Below are 19,528 nucleotides of genomic sequence, written 5' to 3'. Positions count from 1 at the left end.
TTCTCATCTCTGCCGGGGCTGGGTCGCTGTCTCACGGTGTGTGGTCCGTTCGGGCGTGATAGCCGCTGATAATCGACCCGCGGATTTAAGCCACCACGCAGGTATGCAGGCAGTATGGAGATACCAGACCTCGTCCGGCAGGAACTCGGGGACGAGGAGATCCGGGGCGGTGTCAACCTCGGCGACGAAGACGCGGCTTGTTTCACACCGACCCGGACGCTCGTCTACCGCGGCGAGGGCCTTCTCAGCGACGAGAAGGTCGCCAGCTACCCGCACGATTTCGAACGGCTCACGGTCTCGGAAGGCCGGCGAAAGACCAAGTTCTCGCTCATCTACACCAGCGAGAAGCTCGAACTGTCCGTCCCTGGCAGCCGCGGCGACGCTGTCCTCGAACGGCTGTTGGAAGGCAAACTCACCGTCGCCGGCGGTATCGACAGCGACGAGACCATCGCCGGCGTGTTCCGGTTCAGCGAACTCACGCTGGTCGTCACTGACCGTCAGTTGCTCAAGCACATCGGCAACGTCACCTGGGACGCCGACTACGAGGCGTTCTCCTTCGACGACGTGACCGGCTTGGAGTTCGAAGAGGGCAGCGTCGCCACCGCCGTCGTGCTGTCGTTCAACGACCGCCCGGAACGAATCAAAGCGCCGTCGGAGCAGGCGCCGATGGTCCGTAAAACACTCGAAGAAGCCCTGTTTGCGTTCCACGAGGTCGAGTCGCTCGCTGACCTCAACGCCAAGGTCGGGGCGGACCCGGAGGACGGTGCCGACAACGCCGGCAGCGGCCTCGGCCTCGAATCCGGTATCGACCCACTCGTCAGTAACGACGACGAGGAAGGCGAAGGCGGAGACGACCACAGCGCCGAGCGCGAGTCCGCAGCGCCCAGCAAGCAGACTGCGACCGCATCCGCCGGCGAACAGGGGACCACCACCGAAGCCACGGCGGAAACGCAATCCGATGACTCGGTCAGTGTCCAGTCAGACACGGAATCAGTCGAACCGGACACCACTGGGGACCCCGATATCGCCGAACTCGAAGCGCAGGTCGCCGAACTGACCGCCGCCGTCGAGAAACAGCAGGAGCAGATTCAGAAACAGGAACGGACGATCAAACAGCTCATCAAGGAACTCCGCCAGGGCCGCTGACTCGTCAGTTTCCGTCTTGTATTTTGGGACCGTTCGCTTTATCCAGGGCCGCGCGCTTTGCTGCTCACGGCTCCTTCCGTCGCCGTTCGCTCTGTCGAGGGCCGCTCCCTGCGGTCGCGCCCCTCGCTCTCGCTACTCTCTCCCTAACACTTTCCGAATACACGTCGACCCGAACGGTCCCAGTTCGCCGTCGTCAAACTGGACGAAATGCCCCGTGCTGATAGCCGCGCCACACCGCTGACACGAGAACTCGCCCTCGCGGACGACCACGTCGCTGTCGAAGTTCACGTACGAGCCCTGTGACCGCGGACGGACGACGCCGTTCTCGCGTTCGATGAGCCCGCGCATCACTGCGGTGTCGAGTATCTCACGCTGGACCTGTGGGTTGGTGGTCACCGTTTCGATGCGGTCGAGCGCATCGGCGACCGACAGCTCGCCGTGTTCCAGGTGAGCGAGCAGTTTGACGCCGAGTTCGACCGGGTCTCCCGTCTCGGACACAATCGCCGTTTCAACCCCGAACAACCTAAAAGATACCACAAAGCGTTTGTCGACTGCTACCGCCCAATTGGGTAGATGGATAGCCTCGCGAAGCGACAGCTGGTCGGGACCGCTGGGCTGGTGGCAGTCGTCGCTATCGCGACGACGCTGCTCACGCCCGAGCGGGTGGTGGCCCAGACCATGCGTCTCGCCGACCACCCGATCTATCTCGCCGGCGTCATCGTCGGGCTGTATCTGGTCCGGCCCTTCTTCGCGTGGCCGACGATGCCCCTGTCCGCGTTCGTCGGGTTCACGCTCGGTATCAAATACGGCTTCCCCGTCGCGTTGATGGGCGCGCTCGTCACCTGCCTCATCCCCTATCGGTTCGCGTTGCGGGCCGGCGAGCAGGGCGGGATGTTCGGCTGGCTGGGCGACTCCGGCCGGCGGATTATCGAGGTGACCGGCGAGACGCGGGGCGTCCTCGCGGCGCGGCTCTCGCCAGTGCCGGCAGACCCCGTCTCCTACGGGGCCGGGTTCGCTCGCGTCTCCCCGCGGTCGTTCGCCGTCGGGACGTTCCTTGGGGAGATTCCGTGGGTCGCCGTCGAGGTCACCGCCGGCGCATCGCTCCGGTCGCTGACGCTCACCGGACTCAGCGTCGACGCGCTCCCACATGTCCTGTTGTTCTCCGCAGCGCTGGCCGTGCTGGTGCTCGCCGGTCCGGCCTACCGCCACGTCAGTTCTCCGGAGTCGTCGTGAACTCGAAGCGCGCGCCGCCGCTCTCGCTCTCTGTCACCGACACCGACCACCCGTGGGCCTGTGCGACCTCAGCGACTATTGCCAGCCCGAACCCGGTTCCCGCGTCACTCGTGGTGTAGCCGCGCTCGAACACGCCATCTCGCTCTTTCGGCGGGATACCGGCGCCGTCGTCGGCGACATAAAACCCGGTGTCCGTCGTGCCGACAGTGACAGTGAGTGGGGCGCTGTCTCTGTCGTCGGCCCCTGGCGGACTGCCCGTGGAGCCATGTTCTCCACTGTCGTCGGACTCCGTCCGACTGCTTGCGGAACCGTGCTCCACGCTGTTCCGGAACAGGTTCTCGAACACCGCACGGAGCCGTGCCGCGTCGGCTTCGACCGTTGCTGTCCCGTGTTTTTCCAGCGTGGCATCGCCGGTTTCGACATCGGCCCAGGCCTGACCTGCGATGGCAGCGAGGTCAATCATCGTCGTCTCGCCAACCGTATCGCCCTGCCTGGCGAGTGTCAACAGATCGTTGATGAGTTCGTCCATCCGGTCAGCCGCGGACTCTGCCGCCTCGAGGTGTGATACGTCGCCCGATGTTCGGGCGACCGATATTCGCCCCTTGACTACGTTCAGCGGGTTTCGGAGGTCGTGGCTAACGACGGACGCGAACTCCGCGAGCTGTCGCTCCTTCTCTTTCTGGTCGCTGATATCACGGATCACGCCCGCTGTCCCGTTGAACTCCCCGGCCACTGCCGGAAGCAACGCGATATGGATCTCGATAGGCGTGTGCTCCCCGGTCTGGTCGACGATATCCGTCTCGAAGGTCACGTTCTGCCGGGTCGGGTCAGACAGCATTGTCCTGATAAGCTCACTGCCCCTGTCGATGTCCTCGCCGGCCATAATCGTGGAGATGTGCTCGCCGATGAGCGCGTCGGGTTCGAACCCCGTCAGTCGCGCTATCGCCTCGTTCACGTAGGTGAACACGCCCTCGTCATCGAGGGTGTACACCGGATCGCCGACGGCCTCGATGATGGTCTCGTAGCGTTCGAGTTCCCGTTCGCGTTGCTTGCGCGCCGTCGTCTCGCGCATCACACCGACCGAGCCGTCGAAGGCCCCATCGTCGTCGAACAGCGGTGCGACCTTGTCCTCGTTGATCCGGACTGTCCCGTCAGCGGATATCGTCCGCATTTCGAAGGTGGCCCACGTTCGCTCGTCGTCGTCAAGCAGGTCACGGATGTGTGCTGTCCCCTTTTCCACGTCTTCTTCGGGCATAAACCGGGTCGGCTCCGAGCCGATGATCTCCGAGCGCTCGTACCCCAGATGGGCGGCCATCGCCTCGTTTATCATCTCTATTGTCCCGTCGGTATCGAGGATGTACATCGGGTCTCCGATGTTTTCGACCAGCGTCCGGTACTCCCTGAGTTCCCGCTCTCGGTGTCTCCGTTCGGTGATATCACGACCGATGCCGGCAATCCCGAACAGGTCGCCACGCTCGTCTTCGATGCGTGACCCCCTGAACTCGTATTGGAGTCGCTCGCCGGCAGCCGTCTCGATTCCTACCTCGACGGTTCCGTACCCCGTCTCCAGCGTCTCCTCGAATACGCTCCATAATTTCTCGTGGTCGGACTCCACGATGAGTTCCTCGATATCGATTGACGCCAACTCCTCGTTGGTGTAGCCGGTCACTGCCGAGACGGTGTCGTTCCACCGGACCAGGCTACCGTCGGCACCGACGACGTAGAACATATCGTCGACTGAATCGATGAGCTTCTCGGTGAACGCCCGTTGGTTCGCGAGTTCACGCTCCCGTTCCTCCCGGGCAGTTATGTCGGTGATGAACCCCTCGAGTATCTCGACGCCGTCGTCATCGGTCTCGACGACGCGCCCGCGCTCCCACATCGAGCGGGTCTCCCCGTGGGCTGTCTCCACCTCGTAGGTGACTTCGAAGGGTTCACCGGCGGCGATACAGGTCTGGACGGTCTCCCAGAGTCGCTCCGTTTCCTCGTCCTTGATGAGGGCCTCCCAGGAGACCTCGCCGCGCTCGATGGCCGCTGAACTGTAGCCCACCAGTTCCGCCGCCCCGTCGCTGACGAACTGCATCGGCCAATCGGGTTCGTTCCGCGCGCGGTACACCATCCCCGGTAGATTGGAGATGAGCGTCGACAGCATCCGCTCGGACTCCTCCAGAGCTCTCTTTGCCCGTTGCTCTCCCACTGCCCGTTCGATACGGTTGGCGAGAACCGCGTACTGGTCCGTCCCGGCCCCCTTCTGGAGGTACTCCGTGACGCCGGCAGAGATCGCATCACTCGCAATCTCCTCGTTTCCTTTGCCGGTAAAGAGAATAAACGGTAGCTCCTCGTCCTCCTCGCGGACGACCTTCAGAAATTCGAGCCCGTTCATGCCCGGCATGTCGTGATCGCTGACGACACAGTCAAAATCGCCCTCGGACAACCGGTCTAACCCATCGGTCGCGCTTCGCTCAGTGCAGACAGAGATATCGCTCTGAACTCGCTCTAAATGTATGGCGACGAGATCGCCGAGATCGGGGTCGTCGTCGACGTGCAGCACGGAAATCTCGTCTCCGTGGCTACTCATACCACCCACCTCGTTGTTCCAGGGTATTAAACCCGCCAGCGAAACTCAGTAGAACGTGTCAGCACAGTCGAAGACGACGCCGTGTTCGGGACAGACGTACTTGCAGTGACGGTGGTACATCGGGCGCTCACAGCGCGGGCAGGGCCGCCCACCGGGCTGCTCGTCCATGCCTCAGCAGAACACCGCCGGTCGCTTGTGTCTTCCGGAGTTTCGGAAGGGATTGTGGCCGAATTTGGAACAATCCCTTTTGCGGCGTAGACCGTCAGTTAAGCCATGACTGACGACCTCCTCGACTCGCCCGGCGGCCGGCTGCTGGTCAGCGTCGCCGCAGCCGTCGCGGGCCTGGCCGGCTCCTATGCGGTGACCGGCTACGCACCCGCGTTCATCGCCTCGCCGATTGAACGGGCGCTCGCACGGTCGATGCCTGGAATCGTCGTCTCGACCGCCATCTCGACGCTCGGAAGCCTCGGCCAGCAGCTCAATCTCCTGCTCGCCATCGGACTCGCGGGGCTGTTCATCGCGCTGGCGGCTCGGGCGGCCATTCTCACCGGTCAGTTCACGAACAACCGTGCCCTCCCAGTCGTTGGAACGGCCGTCGTGACCTGGGGCGTCGCGGTCGTTCTCACTGGTGAGGTCGTCCTCGCCGCTGGCCCGGCGGTTCCCGCCGCTGCCGTCGTCGGACTCGCGCAGGCCCTCGACGGACTCGGTGGCCCGATGACGCCCATCTCCTCGAAACGCAGACGGGCGCTCTCGACCGTTGGCGCGGCTGTCGGCGCAGCAACGGTCGGCTACACGGCCGGCAACCGGAGAACGACCGGTGCGACGGGCGACGCTGCGCTCACCCTAGATGCGCCCGGCGCGGACCTCGACGATGTCGAAGAGAAACTTGCCGTCGCAGCGGACGCCTCCCTGAATCTCGGCGACATAGACCCGCTGGTCAGCGAGAACTTCTACGAGGTCGACATCAACTCCATCGACCCGGACCTCTCGGCCGCGGACTGGTCGCTCTCTATCACCGGCGCCGTCGAAGAGGAGGTCACGCTCGATTACGAGGACATTCAGGGTATGGAGGGCGAAAACCGATTCGTCACGCTCCGCTGCGTGGGCGAGAGCCTCAACGGCTACAAGACAGACACCGCCCTGTGGACCGGTGTTCCCGTCGATAGGCTCCTTGAGGAAGCCGGCGTCCAGAGCGGCTGTGAGTGTGTGATGCTCCGCGCGGCGGACGACTTTTACGAGGAGTTCCCCATCGACGCGCTCCGGGGCGGGATGCTCGCCTACGGCATGAACGGGACAGTCCTCCCGCGGGGCCACGGCTACCCAGTCCGGGCGCTGGTCCCCGGTCACTGGGGCGAGGTCAACGTCAAATGGCTCTCTGAAATCGAAGTGCTGGACGAGGAGGCCGACGGCTACTGGGAGAAGCGCGGCTGGCAGGGGACCGGCCCCGTCAATCCGGTCGCCAAGCTCCACCACGAATCCACGCTCTCGGACGGCCGCCGACGCATCGGCGGGCATGCCTACGCCGGCCTGCGCGGGGTCCAGCGCGTCGAAGTCTCGACCGATGGCGGCGAGACCTGGACGGACGCAACGCTCTCGGACCAACTGCCAGCGGCCAGCGGCGACGGCCCCGCCGAGGACGCCTGGCGACAGTGGGAGTATACCTACGACCCGCCGTCCGGCGGCCACACCGTCGTCGTTCGGATGGTCGACCAGCGCGGCGAGGTCCAGCCAGAAGACGAAACCGATTCCTATCCCAGCGGTGCCTCGGGCTGGGTGTCCAAACAGTACTCGTAGCTGCGGGAACCACCGCCTTACCGGTCAAATCGCACACTGAGCGATTCGTAGCCGCCCCTGTAACTGAGGTAGTACCCCACCGGCACGGCCACCACCAGCAGCAGCCCCAGGGTGAACAGTTGCGTGTACGGGTCGGGCGGCGCGAGGAGGGTTGCGAGCGGCACGCCGATGACGACCGCTGCAACGACCGTCACTGCGAACTGTACCGCCGGCGAACTGTCCATACCGCTGGAACGCGGAGACGGGATAAATAGGTTCCTGGGATGATATTTCTGCGGGCGCGGTCGAAGCGAGCGGCACATACCGCTCTAGCCGCTATCGCGGGTATGGACGAGACGATCGCCGGCGAGGTCATCCACGTTGTGGAGCCAGCCGAGCACGAGGATTACGACTTCGAGCCGGAGATGGCGACACTCGCCGAATCGCGCTACGTCATCGTCTGTCGCAAAGGCGGCAAGCCGTCGTGGGTCGAACGCATAGTGGCCTTTCTGCGCCGCCAACCTATCGAGCCGGTGACGCTCGTCGCAGACTCGACGGCTGAAGAAGGGACGGAAATCACCGTGGCTGTCGAGGAGACGACGATTGCCGGCGTGTACGACGTTACTGAATTTCGGTAGCAGACGCTCGTCGACAGCGGACCTGAAAAGAAACAGCGTCAGTCGCGGTGAAAGCCGGCTCCGTGTGTCACACGACTACGTCAGCACTCGGACCAGCCACAGGACTCGCAGGTCTTGCAGCCTTCCGAGTAGTACAGCGACAGCGAGCCACAGTCAGGACACTCCGGGCTCTCGCCGGCGTCGATGATGTCCTGCTGGTCGCCGCTCGTTCCGGATGCAGCGGCCGCCGCGCCGCCGTCGGTCTGGGTCTGCGTGGCGGCTCCGGCCTCGCGTTCGGTCTCTTCGTCGGCTTTCTCGGCCGTCTCCTCAAGCGTGGTCTGATCGGGGTAGGCCTTGTCGACATCGCCATCGAGGTAGCGACGCAGGGCCGTGCCGATGGCGTCCGGGATGGACTGGATCTGCTCGCCCTTGTCCCAGGCGACCTTCGGCGACCGGATGCCCTGCAGTTCGTCGGCGATCTCCTCGGGGTCGACGCCCGAGCGCAGCGCTGTCGAGATGGTCTTGGCCAGCGCCTCGGTGAAGGAGGCGGTGAAGCCACCGGAGTTGCCGATGTTGGCGAACAGCTCGAACGGTCGGTCGGTGTCGGGGTCCTCGTTGATGTTGACGTAGAGTTTCCCGTAGCCGGTGTCGATGCGCTGGGTCACGCCGTGGAGCACGTCCGGCCGCGTCTGTTTCTCGGCGTACTCGGCGTCCCCGTCGGCGACACCGAGTACCTGTTCGATGGAGTCGTCGATGGCTGCCTGCACGGCGTCGTCTTCGAGGAAGCCTTCGATACCGCCGAAGACCTCCTCGATCTGGGCGACGATCTCGTCGGCGTCCATGTCCGAGAACTCGGTGTTCTGGGCGCGCGTCGTCAGCACCTGCTTGCTCCGGGTGCCATCGCGGTAGTAGGTGACGCCCTTGCCGCCGTGGTCGTAGATGTACTCGAACACTTCGGCGGCGTCGTCGACAGTTGAGTCGTTTGGCGCGTTGACCGTCTTCGAGATAGCGGAGTCGACGCCCTCCTGACAGGCCACCTGAATGCCGGCGTGCTGCTTCGCCGAGAGGTCGCCAGTGGTGACGAACAGCTCGCCAATAGCGTCGGGCACGGTCGTCAGCCCGTCGACGCCGTCGAATTCGTTGTTGGCCATCTGCTCTTGGGCCTCCTGTTTGACGGCCTCGACATCGATGTCGTTGTCCTCTAGCGCTCGGAGGAAGTAGTCGTCGAACTCCACGAGCATCTCGTCGCCCTGCACGTCGTCGGAGACGTTCTTGTAGTAGGCGACGTTGTAGATCGGCTCACACCCACCGGTCGTGTTGCCGATCATCGAGGTCGTCCCGGTCGGGGCGATGGTTGTCGTGTTGTGGTTGCGGATGGGGTAGCCGTCCGCCCAGTCCTCGGCGTTCTCGCCGGTCTGCTTCTCGAACCACTCGGGGTAGTCCGTCGGGTTCGCGTACTTGGAGTTCTCCCACTCGGTGAAGACGCCCCGTTCCTCGGCGAGTTCGTGGCTCGTGGCCTTGGATCCGTGGTTGATGTGGCGCATCGTCTGCCGGGCGATCTCGTTGGCCTCGTCGGTCCCGTAGGCGACGCCAAGCTGGATGTAGAGCTGGGCCAGCCCCATGATACCGAGGCCGATTTTCCGCATCTCTCGGACCTTTTGCTCGATCTTCTCGACCGGGAAGTCGGACATCGTGACGACGTTTTCGAGGAAGCGGGTACCGAGTTCGATACGACGGTCGAACTCGTCCCAGTCGATGGCGTCCTCGAGGAACGCGTCGATGGCTTCGGCCGTCGAGTCGTACTCGTCGGCGTGTGCCTCCGACCAGACGCGCCAGTCGGGGGCGTCTTCGGCGGCCAGCGTCGAGAGGTTGATGTGCCCGAGGTTACAGGCCTCGTACTCTTCGAGGGGCTGCTCGCCACAGGGGTTCGTCGCGAGAATCTCGTGGTCGGGGTGTTCCTCCACGTCGAAGGAGTGCTGCTTGTTCACCCGTTCGAGGTAGATGACGCCAGGTTCGCCGTTCTCGTGGGCACCCTCGACGATGTCGTCCCAGAGTTCCTCGGCCGGGATCGAGAGTTCCTCGCCGACCTCGACGTGCTCGCCGAGGCCGAACATGTCGTACAGTTCTTTCGTCTCCTCGGTGACGATGTGGGCCTCGCCCGTCCGCGGGTTGGTGAAGGTGAACTCCTCGCCGGCCTTCAGCGCCTCCATGAAGTCGTCGGTGACGCCGACGGAGATGTTGAAGTTCGAGAGATGGCCCTCGACGGCGTTGCGGAGGTGCTTTGGCACCTTTCCATCGTCGTCGATGAGTTCGCGGGCTTCCTCCAGTGCCTCGGCAAAGGAGTTGTGCGTGAAGTCGTCCGGGTCGTTCAGGCGCAGCGTCTCGGCCAGCGAGACATCCTTGTTCTTGGCGTGGATGAACTGGATGACATCCGGGTGAGAGACGCGCATGACACCCATCTGTGCGCCACGGCGGGCGCCACCCTGGGCGATGGTCTCGCACATTTGGTCATACGTTCGCATGAACGTGATCGGCCCGGAGGCGATGCCGCCGGTTGAGCCGACGGGGTCGCCGTACGGGCGGAGCTTCCAGAACGCATAGCCCATGCCACCGCCGGACTGGAAGACCTGTGCGGCTTCCTTGGCCGTCTGGTGGATGTCGTCGATGTCGTCGCCGGGCGAGTCGACGAAACAGGCAGAGAGCTGCTGGAGTTCGTCGCCGGCGTTCATCAGCGTCGGCGAGTTCGGCATAAAGGAGAGCTGCTCCATCTGCTCCTGGAAGGCGTCGGCGGTCGATTCGACGTGCTCGCGGACGCTACCCGGCAGTTCCGGCACGACCGTCTCGTAGGCGAACTTGTTGACGTTGTAGACAGAGAGTTCGGTCTCGACATTGTCGTCGACGGACGTTCCCTTGCCGAACACTTCGTCGGCGAGTTCGTCGCGGCGCGGGTGGTCGGGTTTCAGCTGGTCGGGCGAGACGTGTACGTCGACGCCCTGCTTGTCGGCCTCGAACACAGCTTCGGCGAGTGCGATGTTCTTCGCGACGCGGTCGAAGAGGTCTTCGGGCTCCTCGATGAGGTCGCCGTTGGCGTCCTTCCGGAGGTACCGCGCCGGGAGGATGTTGTGGTAGGCGTTGTCTGTGAGCCGCTCTTCGATCGTGTCACCGTCGGTACGTTTGATCGGCAGCGTGATCTCGTCGGCGGAAAGGTCGCTGTTACTCATCGCCCGCTCCTCCTCCCGACAGCGGCCGTCTGTCGGTCAATACCCCTCGTCGTAGCTACCCGTGATCCTGTCATTTCTGGCGGCGAATACGTATTCATCGATAGCGTTTAATCCTTCTTGTCTGCGATTCGGCGGCGGCCGTAGCAATCTCCAGAGTCGCGGCTACGGTGCTCGTCGATCTGTGCTGGCGACGCGTGAAACGATAGTCGCGTACAACGGAATAGACGTACTTGATTCTCCTTAATACTGTCCAGACCAGGGTGAAAGTGAAAACCCAACCCCGTGAACCACCAGACGTGAGCGAGATATCCAGTGGAAACCAGCGGGGGTTTTCGTGCGGATATATACGCTCACTAACCGTACGTAGGGAGTCAATATAGCGCCGTCAGACGTATCGCTGTATTGCGGTTTTTCTAGAACCGGACTGTCAGCCCGTGCGGTGTCGATCCAGTGTCTCGGGGCGTGCCGTTCTGCCTCCGGTGTGATCCCCCGCTATCGAGCTCGGGAAACAGGCAGGGGGAGCGAGAGGCGGGACGCTTACGGGTCTGTGGACCGAAGGCAAGCGCGTGCAGTACGACGGGCTCACCAAGGGAATCGCAGCGGTGTTCGGAGTCCTGACAGTCGTCCTGACAGCGGTGGGGGTGCTGGTCAATCCCGCGGTGCTTTTCCTGGCGCTGATGTTCGGCGCGTCGACGTATTTCATGTACTACCATCTCAGTGGGAAGATGGCCGCGCGTCTCTACGAGCGGGTGGAGCGACAGGCCGCACAGAACACGGGGAACGCCCGCCGGGGCGGGTTCGGGGCCGGCCCGCGGGAAGAGTGGGAACCGCCGCGGGACGGCCGCCGTGCGCGTCGCTCGCGAGCGACCCAGGGCGGCCAACGCCGTCGGCAGGGGCGACAGCGACAACGCCGCCAGACAGCGGGCGGCCGGCAGCGCCGACAGCGCGTCCAGTCCTCGGGACCGAGTCCGGCGGAGGCCTACCAGCGGCTCGGCGTCGACCCGGACGCCGACCAGGGCACAATCAAGCGGGCCTACCGGGAGAAAGTCAAGGAGGTCCATCCCGACACCGACAGCGGAAGCGAGGCGGAGTTCAAGCAGGTGCAAGCGGCCTACGAGACGTTGACCGACGACTGACCGCAACCAACACCAACATATCCGCCGCTCCGAATCTCGACGTATGGACAGCGACACGCCGCCCCTTATCGTCGATATCGACGGGACGCTGACCGACGAGACCCGTGCAATAGACCCCCGCGTCATGCCGGTTCTCCGCGAGTGGCCCGCACGCGTCGTCATCGCGACCGGGAAGGCGATGCCGTTCCCGATTGCGCTCTGTGAGTTTCTCGGTATCGAGCGGACGGTTGTCGCCGAGAACGGTGGCGTCGTGTTCGTCGAAGCCACCGACGAGCTCAGATTCGAAGGCGACCACGAAGCGGCGCTTGCGGTCGGCGAAGCCTACCGGAACCTCGGTCACGACCTCGGCTTCGGACAGATCGATCTGGCGAACCGATGGCGCGAGACGGAACTCGTCGTGTCCCTCGACCAGCCGCTCGAACCGCTGGAGGAACTGGCTGCAGCGCAGGGACTCGTCGTTCTCGACACAGGTTTCGCCTACCACGTGACGGACCCGGTCGTCGACAAGGGAACGGGCCTGGAAGCGGTGTGTGCGGAACTGGAACTGGAGCCGGCGGAGTTTCTGGCGGTCGGCGACTCGGTGAACGACGCACAGATGTTTGACCTGGCTGGGGAGGCCGTGGCCGTCGCCAACGCTGACGAGACGGCACGCGAACGGGCAGACCGGGTGACCGACGCGACCTACGGTGACGGGTTTCTCGAAGCGGTCACGCCGTACCGGGAGTGACGGGCGTGTGACGGACGGTCAGACCAGTCGCTAGGTGGTGTAGCAAACAGGTGACGCCATGACCGAGTGGACACACGGAGCGGCGTCACGCAACCCCAAACCCCGCGTGGCAGTTCAGTCCACGAGCCGGTCTGGCCACGTCATCGCGTATAAATATCCGTCCGAATACTACTGTGAGAGACACACTCAGCCACCGGATTCAGGAGTGCTCTGGAGGCGAAAATCCGGGGAAGGCTTATGTCTGCCCCACGGTAACGGGGGGATATGAGCCCCGACCGGGCTGTCCTCCGTCGCGCGCTTGACCGCGGCGAGCGGGAGGGCGGCAGCGTCGAGTTCAAAGAACGGCTCACCGAGAACCTCCACCTGTCCGAGGGGCGACTCGAATCCCTCGCGGCACAGCTTCGCCACCGCGTTCTCTCCGGGGATGGGGAGGCAACGTACGTCGTCGGCGTCACCGACGACGGCGGTCTCGCTGGCATCTCGCCAACGGAGTTCTCGGAGTCGATGGATGTACTTAGCCTGCTGGCAGAGGAAGCTGGCGCACACATCGAGGATGTCAAAACGTGGGGTGTCGACGGCGTATCCGAGAACGGGTCGGCGGACACAGACGGTATCGTGGGTGTTGCGACGGTCTCGGAGGGGTCGGTCCTCGCAGACGATGACCACATCGTCGTCGGTACCGCCGGCCACGTCGACCACGGCAAATCCACGCTCGTGGGGTCGCTGGTCACTGGCGACGCCGACGACGGCGAAGGCGGGACCCGCGGCTTCCTAGACGTACAGCCACACGAGGTCGAGCGGGGGCTGTCCGCTGACCTCTCCTACGGCGTCTACGGCTTCGACGAGGGCGGCGAGCCGATCCGCATGGACAATCCGCATCGGAAAGACGACCGGGCGCGGGTCGTCGAGGAGTCCGACCGCCTCGTCTCCTTCGTTGATACCGTCGGCCACGAGCCGTGGCTCCGGACGACGATCCGCGGCCTCGTCGGCCAGAAGCTCGATTACGGCCTCCTGACTGTCGCGGCCGACGACGGCGTGACCGAGACGACGCGGGAACACCTCGGCATCCTGCTGGCAACGGACCTTCCGACGATTGTCGCCATCACGAAACGCGACCTTGTCGACGAGACACGGGCCGCCGAGGTCGAGCGCAACGTCGAGCAGGCACTGCGGGAGGTCGACAAGACGCCGCTCCGGGTCGAACGTCACGGTGTCGACACGGCCATCGACGAGATTTCCGAGACTGTTGTCCCCGTCGTCACCACCAGCGCCGTCACGAAGGAGGGCCTGGACGACTTAGACGAGATGTTCGAGGCGCTGCCCAAGACCGCCGGCGAAGTGGGCGAGTTCCGCATGTACGTCGACCGGACGTACAACGTTCAGGGCGTCGGCGCGGTCGCGTCGGGCACCATCAAATCCGGCGAGGTCGAAGCCGGCGATGAACTCTTGCTCGGGCCGATGCAGGACGGGAGCTTCCGCGAGGTCGAGGTTCGGTCTATCGAGATGCACTACCATCGGGTCGACGAGGCCAAGGCCGGTCGCATCGTCGGCATCGCGCTGAAAGGCGTCCGCGAACCGGACATCGAGCGCGGGATGGTCTTGCTACCGAGCGACGCCGACCCCTCGCCCGTCCGAGAGTTCGAGGCCGAGGTGATGGTGTTGAACCACCCGACCCGCATCGGCGACGGCTACGAGCCTGTGGTCCACCTCGAAACAGTCAGCGAGGCCGCGGCCTTTTATCCGGAGGGCGGACAGTTGCTCCCGGGCGACGCCGGCAAGACCCGCGTCCGGTTCAAATTCCGCTCCTATCTCGTCGAGGAAGGACAGAAGTTCGTCTTCCGCGAAGGGAGTTCGAAAGGCGTCGGGACCGTCACCGACATCGACCCGGCGACGTAGCGGCCCGCTGTTTCCGGTCTCACAGCTCACCGGTTCGTGCCGTCTCCGGTCGATTGCCGGTAGCCGCCAGCCGTTGTTTCTACAAGTTCGAACAGCACCGCCCATTCCAGCAGGTTCGTGACACGCACCCGCCAGACGGCTTCCCAGTCGACGTGACGCTCTCGCTCCCAGCGGGGAATCTCGTCCCGGATCGCTTCGAACGCAGTGTCGGCGTCTATTGCCTCCGAACCGAGAGCGGCCAGTAGCACGTCGACGCCGAAAACCGAGTCCTCGAACGCCGCAGCGAGAGCCGCCCGGTCGATGTCCGCTCTCGCCCGGTAATACCCTCGGTCGCTCTCAGCGACCAGCCCAAGCGCCTGCAGGAACACCAGATACTCCCGAGCCGTTTCGCGGTCGGACACGTCCGTCGCGGTCTGAATAGATCGACAGCAATCGGCCTCGCTGTCGGGGACCAGCGGGATCGCTTCGCGGGCGGTCCGCAGAAACGAGATCGGGCGGGCCGGCGGCGCGACCTTGTAGCGCACGGTCCAGATTACAGGCCGAAGCTTTCGGCCAGCACGTCTTCGCTCGTCTCACCGACCACGTGCGTGTCGCCGCCGACGACATTGATGGTCACCGCGGCCGGGCCGAACAGTTCGACCGGGAGTTCTGCGAAGTCCCAGTCCACGTCCTCGAAGACGCCTTCCAGCGGCTCGCCGTATTTTTCGGCTGCGACGGACGGGATCTCATTGAAGCGGTCGAAGGATTCGTCGACGGTGAGATGTACCTCGCTACCGTAGGCGAGTGCGTCCGTCGTCCGAGCCATCGCGGTCGCCTCGTCGCCAGCGACCGGCGCGACCGGGGCGCGACCGCTGGCTGACAGCACCGACACCGGGTCGAAGCCGAGTTCGGCCAGCCGGAAGACGGCCAATTCGGCGGCCCGTGCCGCGGCGACGACGCTCCCGGTGACACTCGCCGTTGCGAACGACGGCAGGAACACGCCCGTCTCGGGGACGCCGGTGCGCTCTGCGACCTGGCTGGCGACGGCTTCGTCCGGCAGTTCGTCGGTCTCCAGAGCCAGCACGGCGAAGTCGGCGTCCTCGCGGTAGCCGATGCGCTGGAACGCTTCCTCCTCGGCGACGAGCGCGCGTGCGGGCCCGCTTCCGAGCGCCTCGAAGTCGTCGACGGCCAGTTCCCAGCCACCCTTCTGTGAGCACAGCAGGGCCAGCGCCGGGTGGTCCGTCGACAGTTCGACGTGGTTCAGCGGCGCGCCGTCGACGGTGTCCATCGTGGACTGGACCGTTGCCAGCCCTGCTGTCTGGATCTCCGCGAGCAGCATCCCGGCTTCGACAGCGCCGGGGACCTCGACGCCGAAATCAAGGACCGCGGCGTCGCCCTCCAGCGCGTGTACGTCTATCGTGAGTTCGTCCGCGAAGTCGATGGCCTCGTCGACAAGTTCCGTGGCCATCCGATTGAGACTGTCCATGGGCCGTCTTTGGCAGCCTCCCCTTTAATTGCCGCCTTCGGCCGCGCCGCTTCTGGCCTCCCGGCCCAGATGCTCCTCGACGGCGTCGACTTTGTCCCGCGCCTGTTGGTCGACGGTCCGCTTGTCGTCGACTTTCAGGAACGTGCTCACGCGGTCGGTCTGCTCGCCGACGGCCTCGTGGGCGGCGTGGGTGGCCGCAAACAATTCCTTGCTGTCCTCCGCTTCGATGATGGTCCCCATCGGCGTCGTCTCATACTCGACATCGAACGCCTCTAGGGCCGCCACAGCGTCGGCGACGTACGACGACATGCTGCCTTCGATGACTGGTGCGACCGAGAGGAACCCTATGCAGGTCATGTCGGCTCGCACGCGTGCCCGAGACTAAACGCTTCCCCAGCGCGCGATCTATCCGCTGAAAACCGTCTCGGCTCGAAACCCGTTAGTCCGTCTCTTCGACGGCTGCCCCGCGGGCGTTCGACTTGACGCTTTCCAGCCCTTGCTTGGCCTTCTGTTTGGAGGAGTAGCCCTGACCGCAGTCCGCGATGATCTCCCCGTTGTCGTGGCGGAGCCGCCAGCGAGCCTTGTCTTCGCTGTCTTTGAACAGTTCGAACGTCGCCTTGCTGCCGCCCTCGTCGGGCGCGGCCTCGTCTTTCGATTCGTCAACGACATACGCGCCGGGCGCGTTGTCCTTGACGCTTTCCAGCCCCTGTTTGGCCTTCTGCTTGGAGGCGTAGCCCTCGCCGCCATCCGCGATGATGTTCCCGTTGTCGTGACGAAGCCGCCAGCGGTACTGTTCGGCGCTGTCCTCGTACACCTCGAACGTGGCTTTGCTCGCAACGACATCGGTTTCGACCCCTCCCTCCGCTTCGTCCCACTCCATGTCGATTTCGAGGCTGACCGTGCCGTCCTGGCGCTCGACCTCGACCTCGAAATCCGCCTCCGCCGGCGGATCGACCGTCACAGTCTGTTCCTCGTCTGCCGGGGCTGGCTCGCCGCTGCTGAGCCTGTTCGCCAACCGCCGGAAATACGACGCGATTCCTCTTCGACTTCGCTTCTCCTGTGACTCGTGGACCGTCTCGTCTGTCATGCAACCACACTGTCGATGGGATAACAAATAATGGTACTCCCTATCCGTTGAGCAATATTGTCGAGTAGTTTTGAAGCGACAAACCCGTCTGGCACGTCTAGTCACAGGCTCGGTCTGCGGGACGGTTTACCGACCACATGAAGTTTCATTTGAAAATAACTTTAACTGAGGGAGCGAGAACACCCATGATATGGAATGCTCCGTCTGTAATTCTGCCCCAGGGAAGCAAACGAAGATCGAGTTCGTTGACTCCGGAAAGAGCGTGTCACTTCCGCTGTGTGACGACTGTTATGCGGACTTTTCTGCAGATGATGGTATCACTGTGACTCGAATCGAAGAGTGAGTTACGGCATAGAACCGAGAACGCAACCCGATAAAACGCGTCGCTTGTCGATTAGGTTCAGAGAAGTGCGCTGGCTGGGATTTGAACCCAGGTTGTGACCATGGCAAGGTCACGTGATACCAACTACACTACCAGCGCAGTCGGCCTTTCGTTGCAATCAAATCTGGCGGGGGTGAGAGTAAAAAGCCTTCCGTTTTCCGGGACAAACCGTGGGAAGTGAGGGCAATCGCCGCCCCGCCCGACGGGGAATCATGTGATGGCGTCACGAGACATGGGCTTTCGGAAGCGGCAATCTAGTGAACGGTTGCATCGCGGACAAATCGGCATGACGAACCATGTGAACGCGACGCACCGCGACCACGAAACGGGGTCTTTTTAAGGACGGGAAGGGGACATATCGGCACAGTCTAGTGGCGCGACGTGGAAGCGTTACGGCATGACGACCAGCGTACTCGTGCCGTCTTCCCTCACACGGGAAGCCGAAGACAGACGCGAGGCAACTCGCAAGCTCGGTTACGTGGCCCGCGCGGCCACGATATACCGGGTTGATCGGCTGATAGTGTACCCCGACCCAGATGGGGCGGGCAAGTGGGAAGATGGGTTCGTCGAAACCGTGCTGCGGTACGCCGCGACGCCCCCGCACCTCCGAAAAGAGATGTGGGGTAAGCGGGACGAACTAGAGTACGTCGGCGTCCTGCCGCCGCTCCGCGTGCGTTCACAGACCGGCTCCGGATCTGAGGGTTCGGGGTCGTTAAGACAGGGAATCGTGACCGAGGTCGGAGCTGATGGGCGCGTCCGGGTCAATTGCGGCATGCAACACCCGATCTCCCTTCCCGTCCCAGCGGATATGGACGTGGAACAGGGGGAGCGCGTGACCGTCAGGGTCTCTTCGCGACGGCCGGTCCGGGCGAAACTCGTCGACGCCCCCACAACGGGATTCGACGTTGTCGCCGCGGACCTCGATGCGGCACTCTCGCGCGACGATGCCGGGCTCACTATCGCGTCCTCGCGATACGGCGAGCCGGTAACGTCGACCCGTCTCGGCCAGCTGGCCGAGCGGCGCGACGCCGAGGGCGGCATGACTGTCGCCTTCGGGGCACCCGAGCGCGGGTTACCGTCGATACTCGACGTTGCCCCGGACGCCGTCGGGGGAGACCAGACGAGCGACGAACCAGAAGGGTTCGACCTCTGGCTGAATACGGTTCCGAACCAGGGCAGTGAGGTCGTGCGAACGGAAGAAGCTCTGTTCGCCTCCCTCACCTGTCTAACCCTCACGGAGTAAACGAATGCCACAACCAAGCAGACCACGCAAAGGCTCAATGGGCTTTGGCCCGCGCAAGCGCTCGACGAGCGAGACACCTCGCTTCAACAGCTGGCCGTCTGACGACGGGCAGCCGGGCGTCCAAGGGTTCGCCGGCTACAAGGCAGGCATGACACACGTCGTGCTCGTCAACGACGAACCCAACTCCCCCCGCGAGGGGATGGAGGAGACTGTCCCCGTGACAGTCATCGAGACGCCGCCGATGCGCGCCGTTGCCCTGCGAGCGTACGAAGACACGCCGTACGGTCAGCGTCCGCTGACGGAAGTCTGGACCGACGAGTTCCACTCGGAACTCGACCGGACTCTGGACGTTCCGGAGGACCACGACCCGGACGCTGCTGAGGAACAGGTACGCGACGCACTCGAGGCCGGTGACCTCGGGGACGTGCGACTCATTACGCACACCGTCCCCGACGCCGTCCCGAGCGTCCCGAAGAAAAAGCCCGACGTGATGGAGACTCGCGTCGGCGGTGGATCCGTTTCGGACCGCCTCGACCACGCCCTCGACCTCGTCGAGGACGGTGGCGAACACGCCATGAACGACATCTTCCGCGCCGGCGAGTACGCCGACGTGGCCGGTGTCACGAAAGGCAAAGGGACGCAGGGTCCCGTCAAGCGATGGGGCGTCCAGAAGCGGAAAGGCAAGCACGCCCGCCAGGGATGGCGCCGACGGATCGGCAACCTCGGTCCGTGGAACCCGTCCCGTGTGCGCTCGACGGTCCCCCAGCAGGGGCAGACCGGCTACCACCAGCGCACCGAGCTCAACAAGCGTCTCATCGACATCGGCGACGGCGACGAGCCGACCGTCGACGGCGGCTTCGTCAACTACGGTGAAGTCGACGGGCCGTACACGCTCGTGAAGGGCTCCGTGCCCGGTCCGGACAAGCGCCTGGTGCGCTTCCGGCCCGCGGTGCGTCCGAACGACCAACCGCGCCTCGACCCCGAGGTGCGCTACGTCTCCAACGAATCGAATCAGGGATAACCT

The 19,528-nt window shown here is 64.1% G+C and carries 18 protein-coding genes and 1 tRNA gene; 9 read left to right on the top strand and 10 right to left on the bottom strand.

The genetic code is table 11. The features are described from left to right. Window positions 1–114 precede the first annotated feature (114 nt). Complete coding sequence (locus tag Harman_RS13885) at window positions 115–1,146, top strand: DUF7115 domain-containing protein (protein WP_137684384.1); 1,032 nt, start codon at window positions 115–117, stop codon at window positions 1,144–1,146. A 132-nt stretch (window positions 1,147–1,278) separates the two neighbouring features. Here the strand turns inward: Harman_RS13885 and Harman_RS13880 are convergent, their stop codons facing one another. Then, on the bottom strand, window positions 1,279–1,668 hold the full coding sequence (locus Harman_RS13880; protein ID WP_137684383.1) for a DUF5830 family protein: 390 nt from the start codon (window positions 1,666–1,668) through the stop codon (window positions 1,279–1,281). A 51-nt stretch (window positions 1,669–1,719) separates the two neighbouring features. Between Harman_RS13880 and Harman_RS13875 the strand changes: the two genes are divergently transcribed. Beyond that, a complete protein-coding gene (locus Harman_RS13875) occupies window positions 1,720–2,379 on the top strand; it encodes a TVP38/TMEM64 family protein (protein WP_137684382.1) in 660 nt (219 codons plus the stop codon). On the opposite strand, the gene Harman_RS13870 is transcribed toward Harman_RS13875, so the two are convergent. Beyond that, window positions 2,357–4,957, bottom strand: a complete 2,601-nt coding sequence (locus tag Harman_RS13870) for a PAS domain S-box protein (protein WP_137684381.1) — start codon at window positions 4,955–4,957, stop codon at window positions 2,357–2,359. The two genes, Harman_RS13875 and Harman_RS13870, sit on opposite strands and share 23 nt — an antisense overlap. Window positions 4,958–5,002: 45 nt before the next feature. Then, the gene (locus Harman_RS21990; protein ID WP_268812805.1) at window positions 5,003–5,125 is read right to left on the bottom strand and encodes an HVO_2523 family zinc finger protein; all 123 of its coding nucleotides are present in this window, start codon (window positions 5,123–5,125) and stop codon (window positions 5,003–5,005) included. 105 nt (window positions 5,126–5,230) lie between these two features. Between Harman_RS21990 and Harman_RS13865 the strand changes: the two genes are divergently transcribed. Further along, a complete protein-coding gene (locus Harman_RS13865; RefSeq protein WP_137684380.1) occupies window positions 5,231–6,751 on the top strand; it encodes a sulfite oxidase in 1,521 nt (506 codons plus the stop codon). A 17-nt stretch (window positions 6,752–6,768) separates the two neighbouring features. On the opposite strand, the gene Harman_RS13860 is transcribed toward Harman_RS13865, so the two are convergent. Further along, window positions 6,769–6,975 (bottom strand): DUF7534 family protein, encoded by a 207-nt coding sequence (locus tag Harman_RS13860; RefSeq protein WP_137684379.1) that lies wholly within the window; start codon window positions 6,973–6,975, stop codon window positions 6,769–6,771. A gap of 102 nt (window positions 6,976–7,077) precedes the next feature. On the opposite strand from Harman_RS13860, the gene Harman_RS13855 reads away from it, so the two are divergent. Next, entirely contained in the window at window positions 7,078–7,368 is a 291-nt protein-coding gene (locus Harman_RS13855) for a DUF7526 family protein (protein ID WP_137684378.1), read from the top strand. A gap of 80 nt (window positions 7,369–7,448) precedes the next feature. Here the strand turns inward: Harman_RS13855 and Harman_RS13850 are convergent, their stop codons facing one another. Next, entirely contained in the window at window positions 7,449–10,568 is a 3,120-nt protein-coding gene (locus Harman_RS13850) for an adenosylcobalamin-dependent ribonucleoside-diphosphate reductase (protein ID WP_137684377.1), read from the bottom strand. Between the two features lie 566 nt (window positions 10,569–11,134). Here Harman_RS13850 and Harman_RS13845 point away from each other — a divergent pair. The 3 genes from Harman_RS13845 (at window position 11,135) to Harman_RS13835 (ending at window position 14,327) form a co-directional block, all read left to right on the top strand. Further along, window positions 11,135–11,704, top strand: coding sequence for a J domain-containing protein (locus tag Harman_RS13845; protein ID WP_137684376.1), 570 nt, complete (start codon window positions 11,135–11,137; stop codon window positions 11,702–11,704). A gap of 43 nt (window positions 11,705–11,747) precedes the next feature. Then, window positions 11,748–12,431 carry a phosphoglycolate phosphatase gene (locus Harman_RS13840; RefSeq protein WP_137684375.1) on the top strand — a complete coding sequence of 228 codons (684 nt, stop codon included), beginning with the start codon at window positions 11,748–11,750 and terminating at the stop codon, window positions 12,429–12,431. A gap of 264 nt (window positions 12,432–12,695) precedes the next feature. Then, complete coding sequence (locus tag Harman_RS13835) at window positions 12,696–14,327, top strand: GTPBP1 family GTP-binding protein (protein WP_137684374.1); 1,632 nt, start codon at window positions 12,696–12,698, stop codon at window positions 14,325–14,327. A gap of 26 nt (window positions 14,328–14,353) precedes the next feature. Here Harman_RS13835 and Harman_RS13830 read toward each other — a convergent pair whose 3' ends face one another. The 5 genes from Harman_RS13830 to Harman_RS13810 form a co-directional block, all read right to left on the bottom strand. Then, window positions 14,354–14,851: a hypothetical protein gene (locus tag Harman_RS13830; protein WP_137684373.1), complete on the bottom strand. Its 498-nt coding sequence runs from the start codon at window positions 14,849–14,851 to the stop codon at window positions 14,354–14,356. Window positions 14,852–14,859: 8 nt separating this feature from the next. After that, a complete protein-coding gene (gene mch, locus Harman_RS13825) occupies window positions 14,860–15,792 on the bottom strand; it encodes a methenyltetrahydromethanopterin cyclohydrolase (protein WP_137684372.1) in 933 nt (310 codons plus the stop codon). 24 nt (window positions 15,793–15,816) lie between these two features. After that, window positions 15,817–16,149 (bottom strand): MTH1187 family thiamine-binding protein, encoded by a 333-nt coding sequence (locus Harman_RS13820; protein WP_137684371.1) that lies wholly within the window; start codon window positions 16,147–16,149, stop codon window positions 15,817–15,819. Window positions 16,150–16,231: 82 nt separating this feature from the next. Continuing rightward, window positions 16,232–16,879, bottom strand: coding sequence for an HVO_2922 family protein (locus tag Harman_RS13815; RefSeq protein WP_137684370.1), 648 nt, complete (start codon window positions 16,877–16,879; stop codon window positions 16,232–16,234). A 409-nt stretch (window positions 16,880–17,288) separates the two neighbouring features. After that, window positions 17,289–17,360 (bottom strand) — tRNA-Gly (locus Harman_RS13810). Between the two features lie 298 nt (window positions 17,361–17,658). Here Harman_RS13810 and Harman_RS13805 point away from each other — a divergent pair. Together Harman_RS13805 and rpl3p are read left to right on the top strand one after the other, a co-directional pair. Then, the gene (locus tag Harman_RS13805) at window positions 17,659–18,504 is read left to right on the top strand and encodes a putative RNA uridine N3 methyltransferase (RefSeq protein ID WP_137684369.1); all 846 of its coding nucleotides are present in this window, start codon (window positions 17,659–17,661) and stop codon (window positions 18,502–18,504) included. 4 nt (window positions 18,505–18,508) lie between these two features. After that, on the top strand, window positions 18,509–19,525 hold the full coding sequence (rpl3p, locus tag Harman_RS13800) for a 50S ribosomal protein L3 (protein WP_137684368.1): 1,017 nt from the start codon (window positions 18,509–18,511) through the stop codon (window positions 19,523–19,525). The last annotated feature ends 3 nt before the right edge of the window (window positions 19,526–19,528 follow it).

The organism is Haloarcula mannanilytica (assembly GCF_005406125.1).
Classification (GTDB): Archaea; Halobacteriota; Halobacteria; order Halobacteriales; family Haloarculaceae; genus Haloarcula; species Haloarcula mannanilytica.
This window is presented reverse-complemented; position numbering and strand designations above follow the sequence as displayed.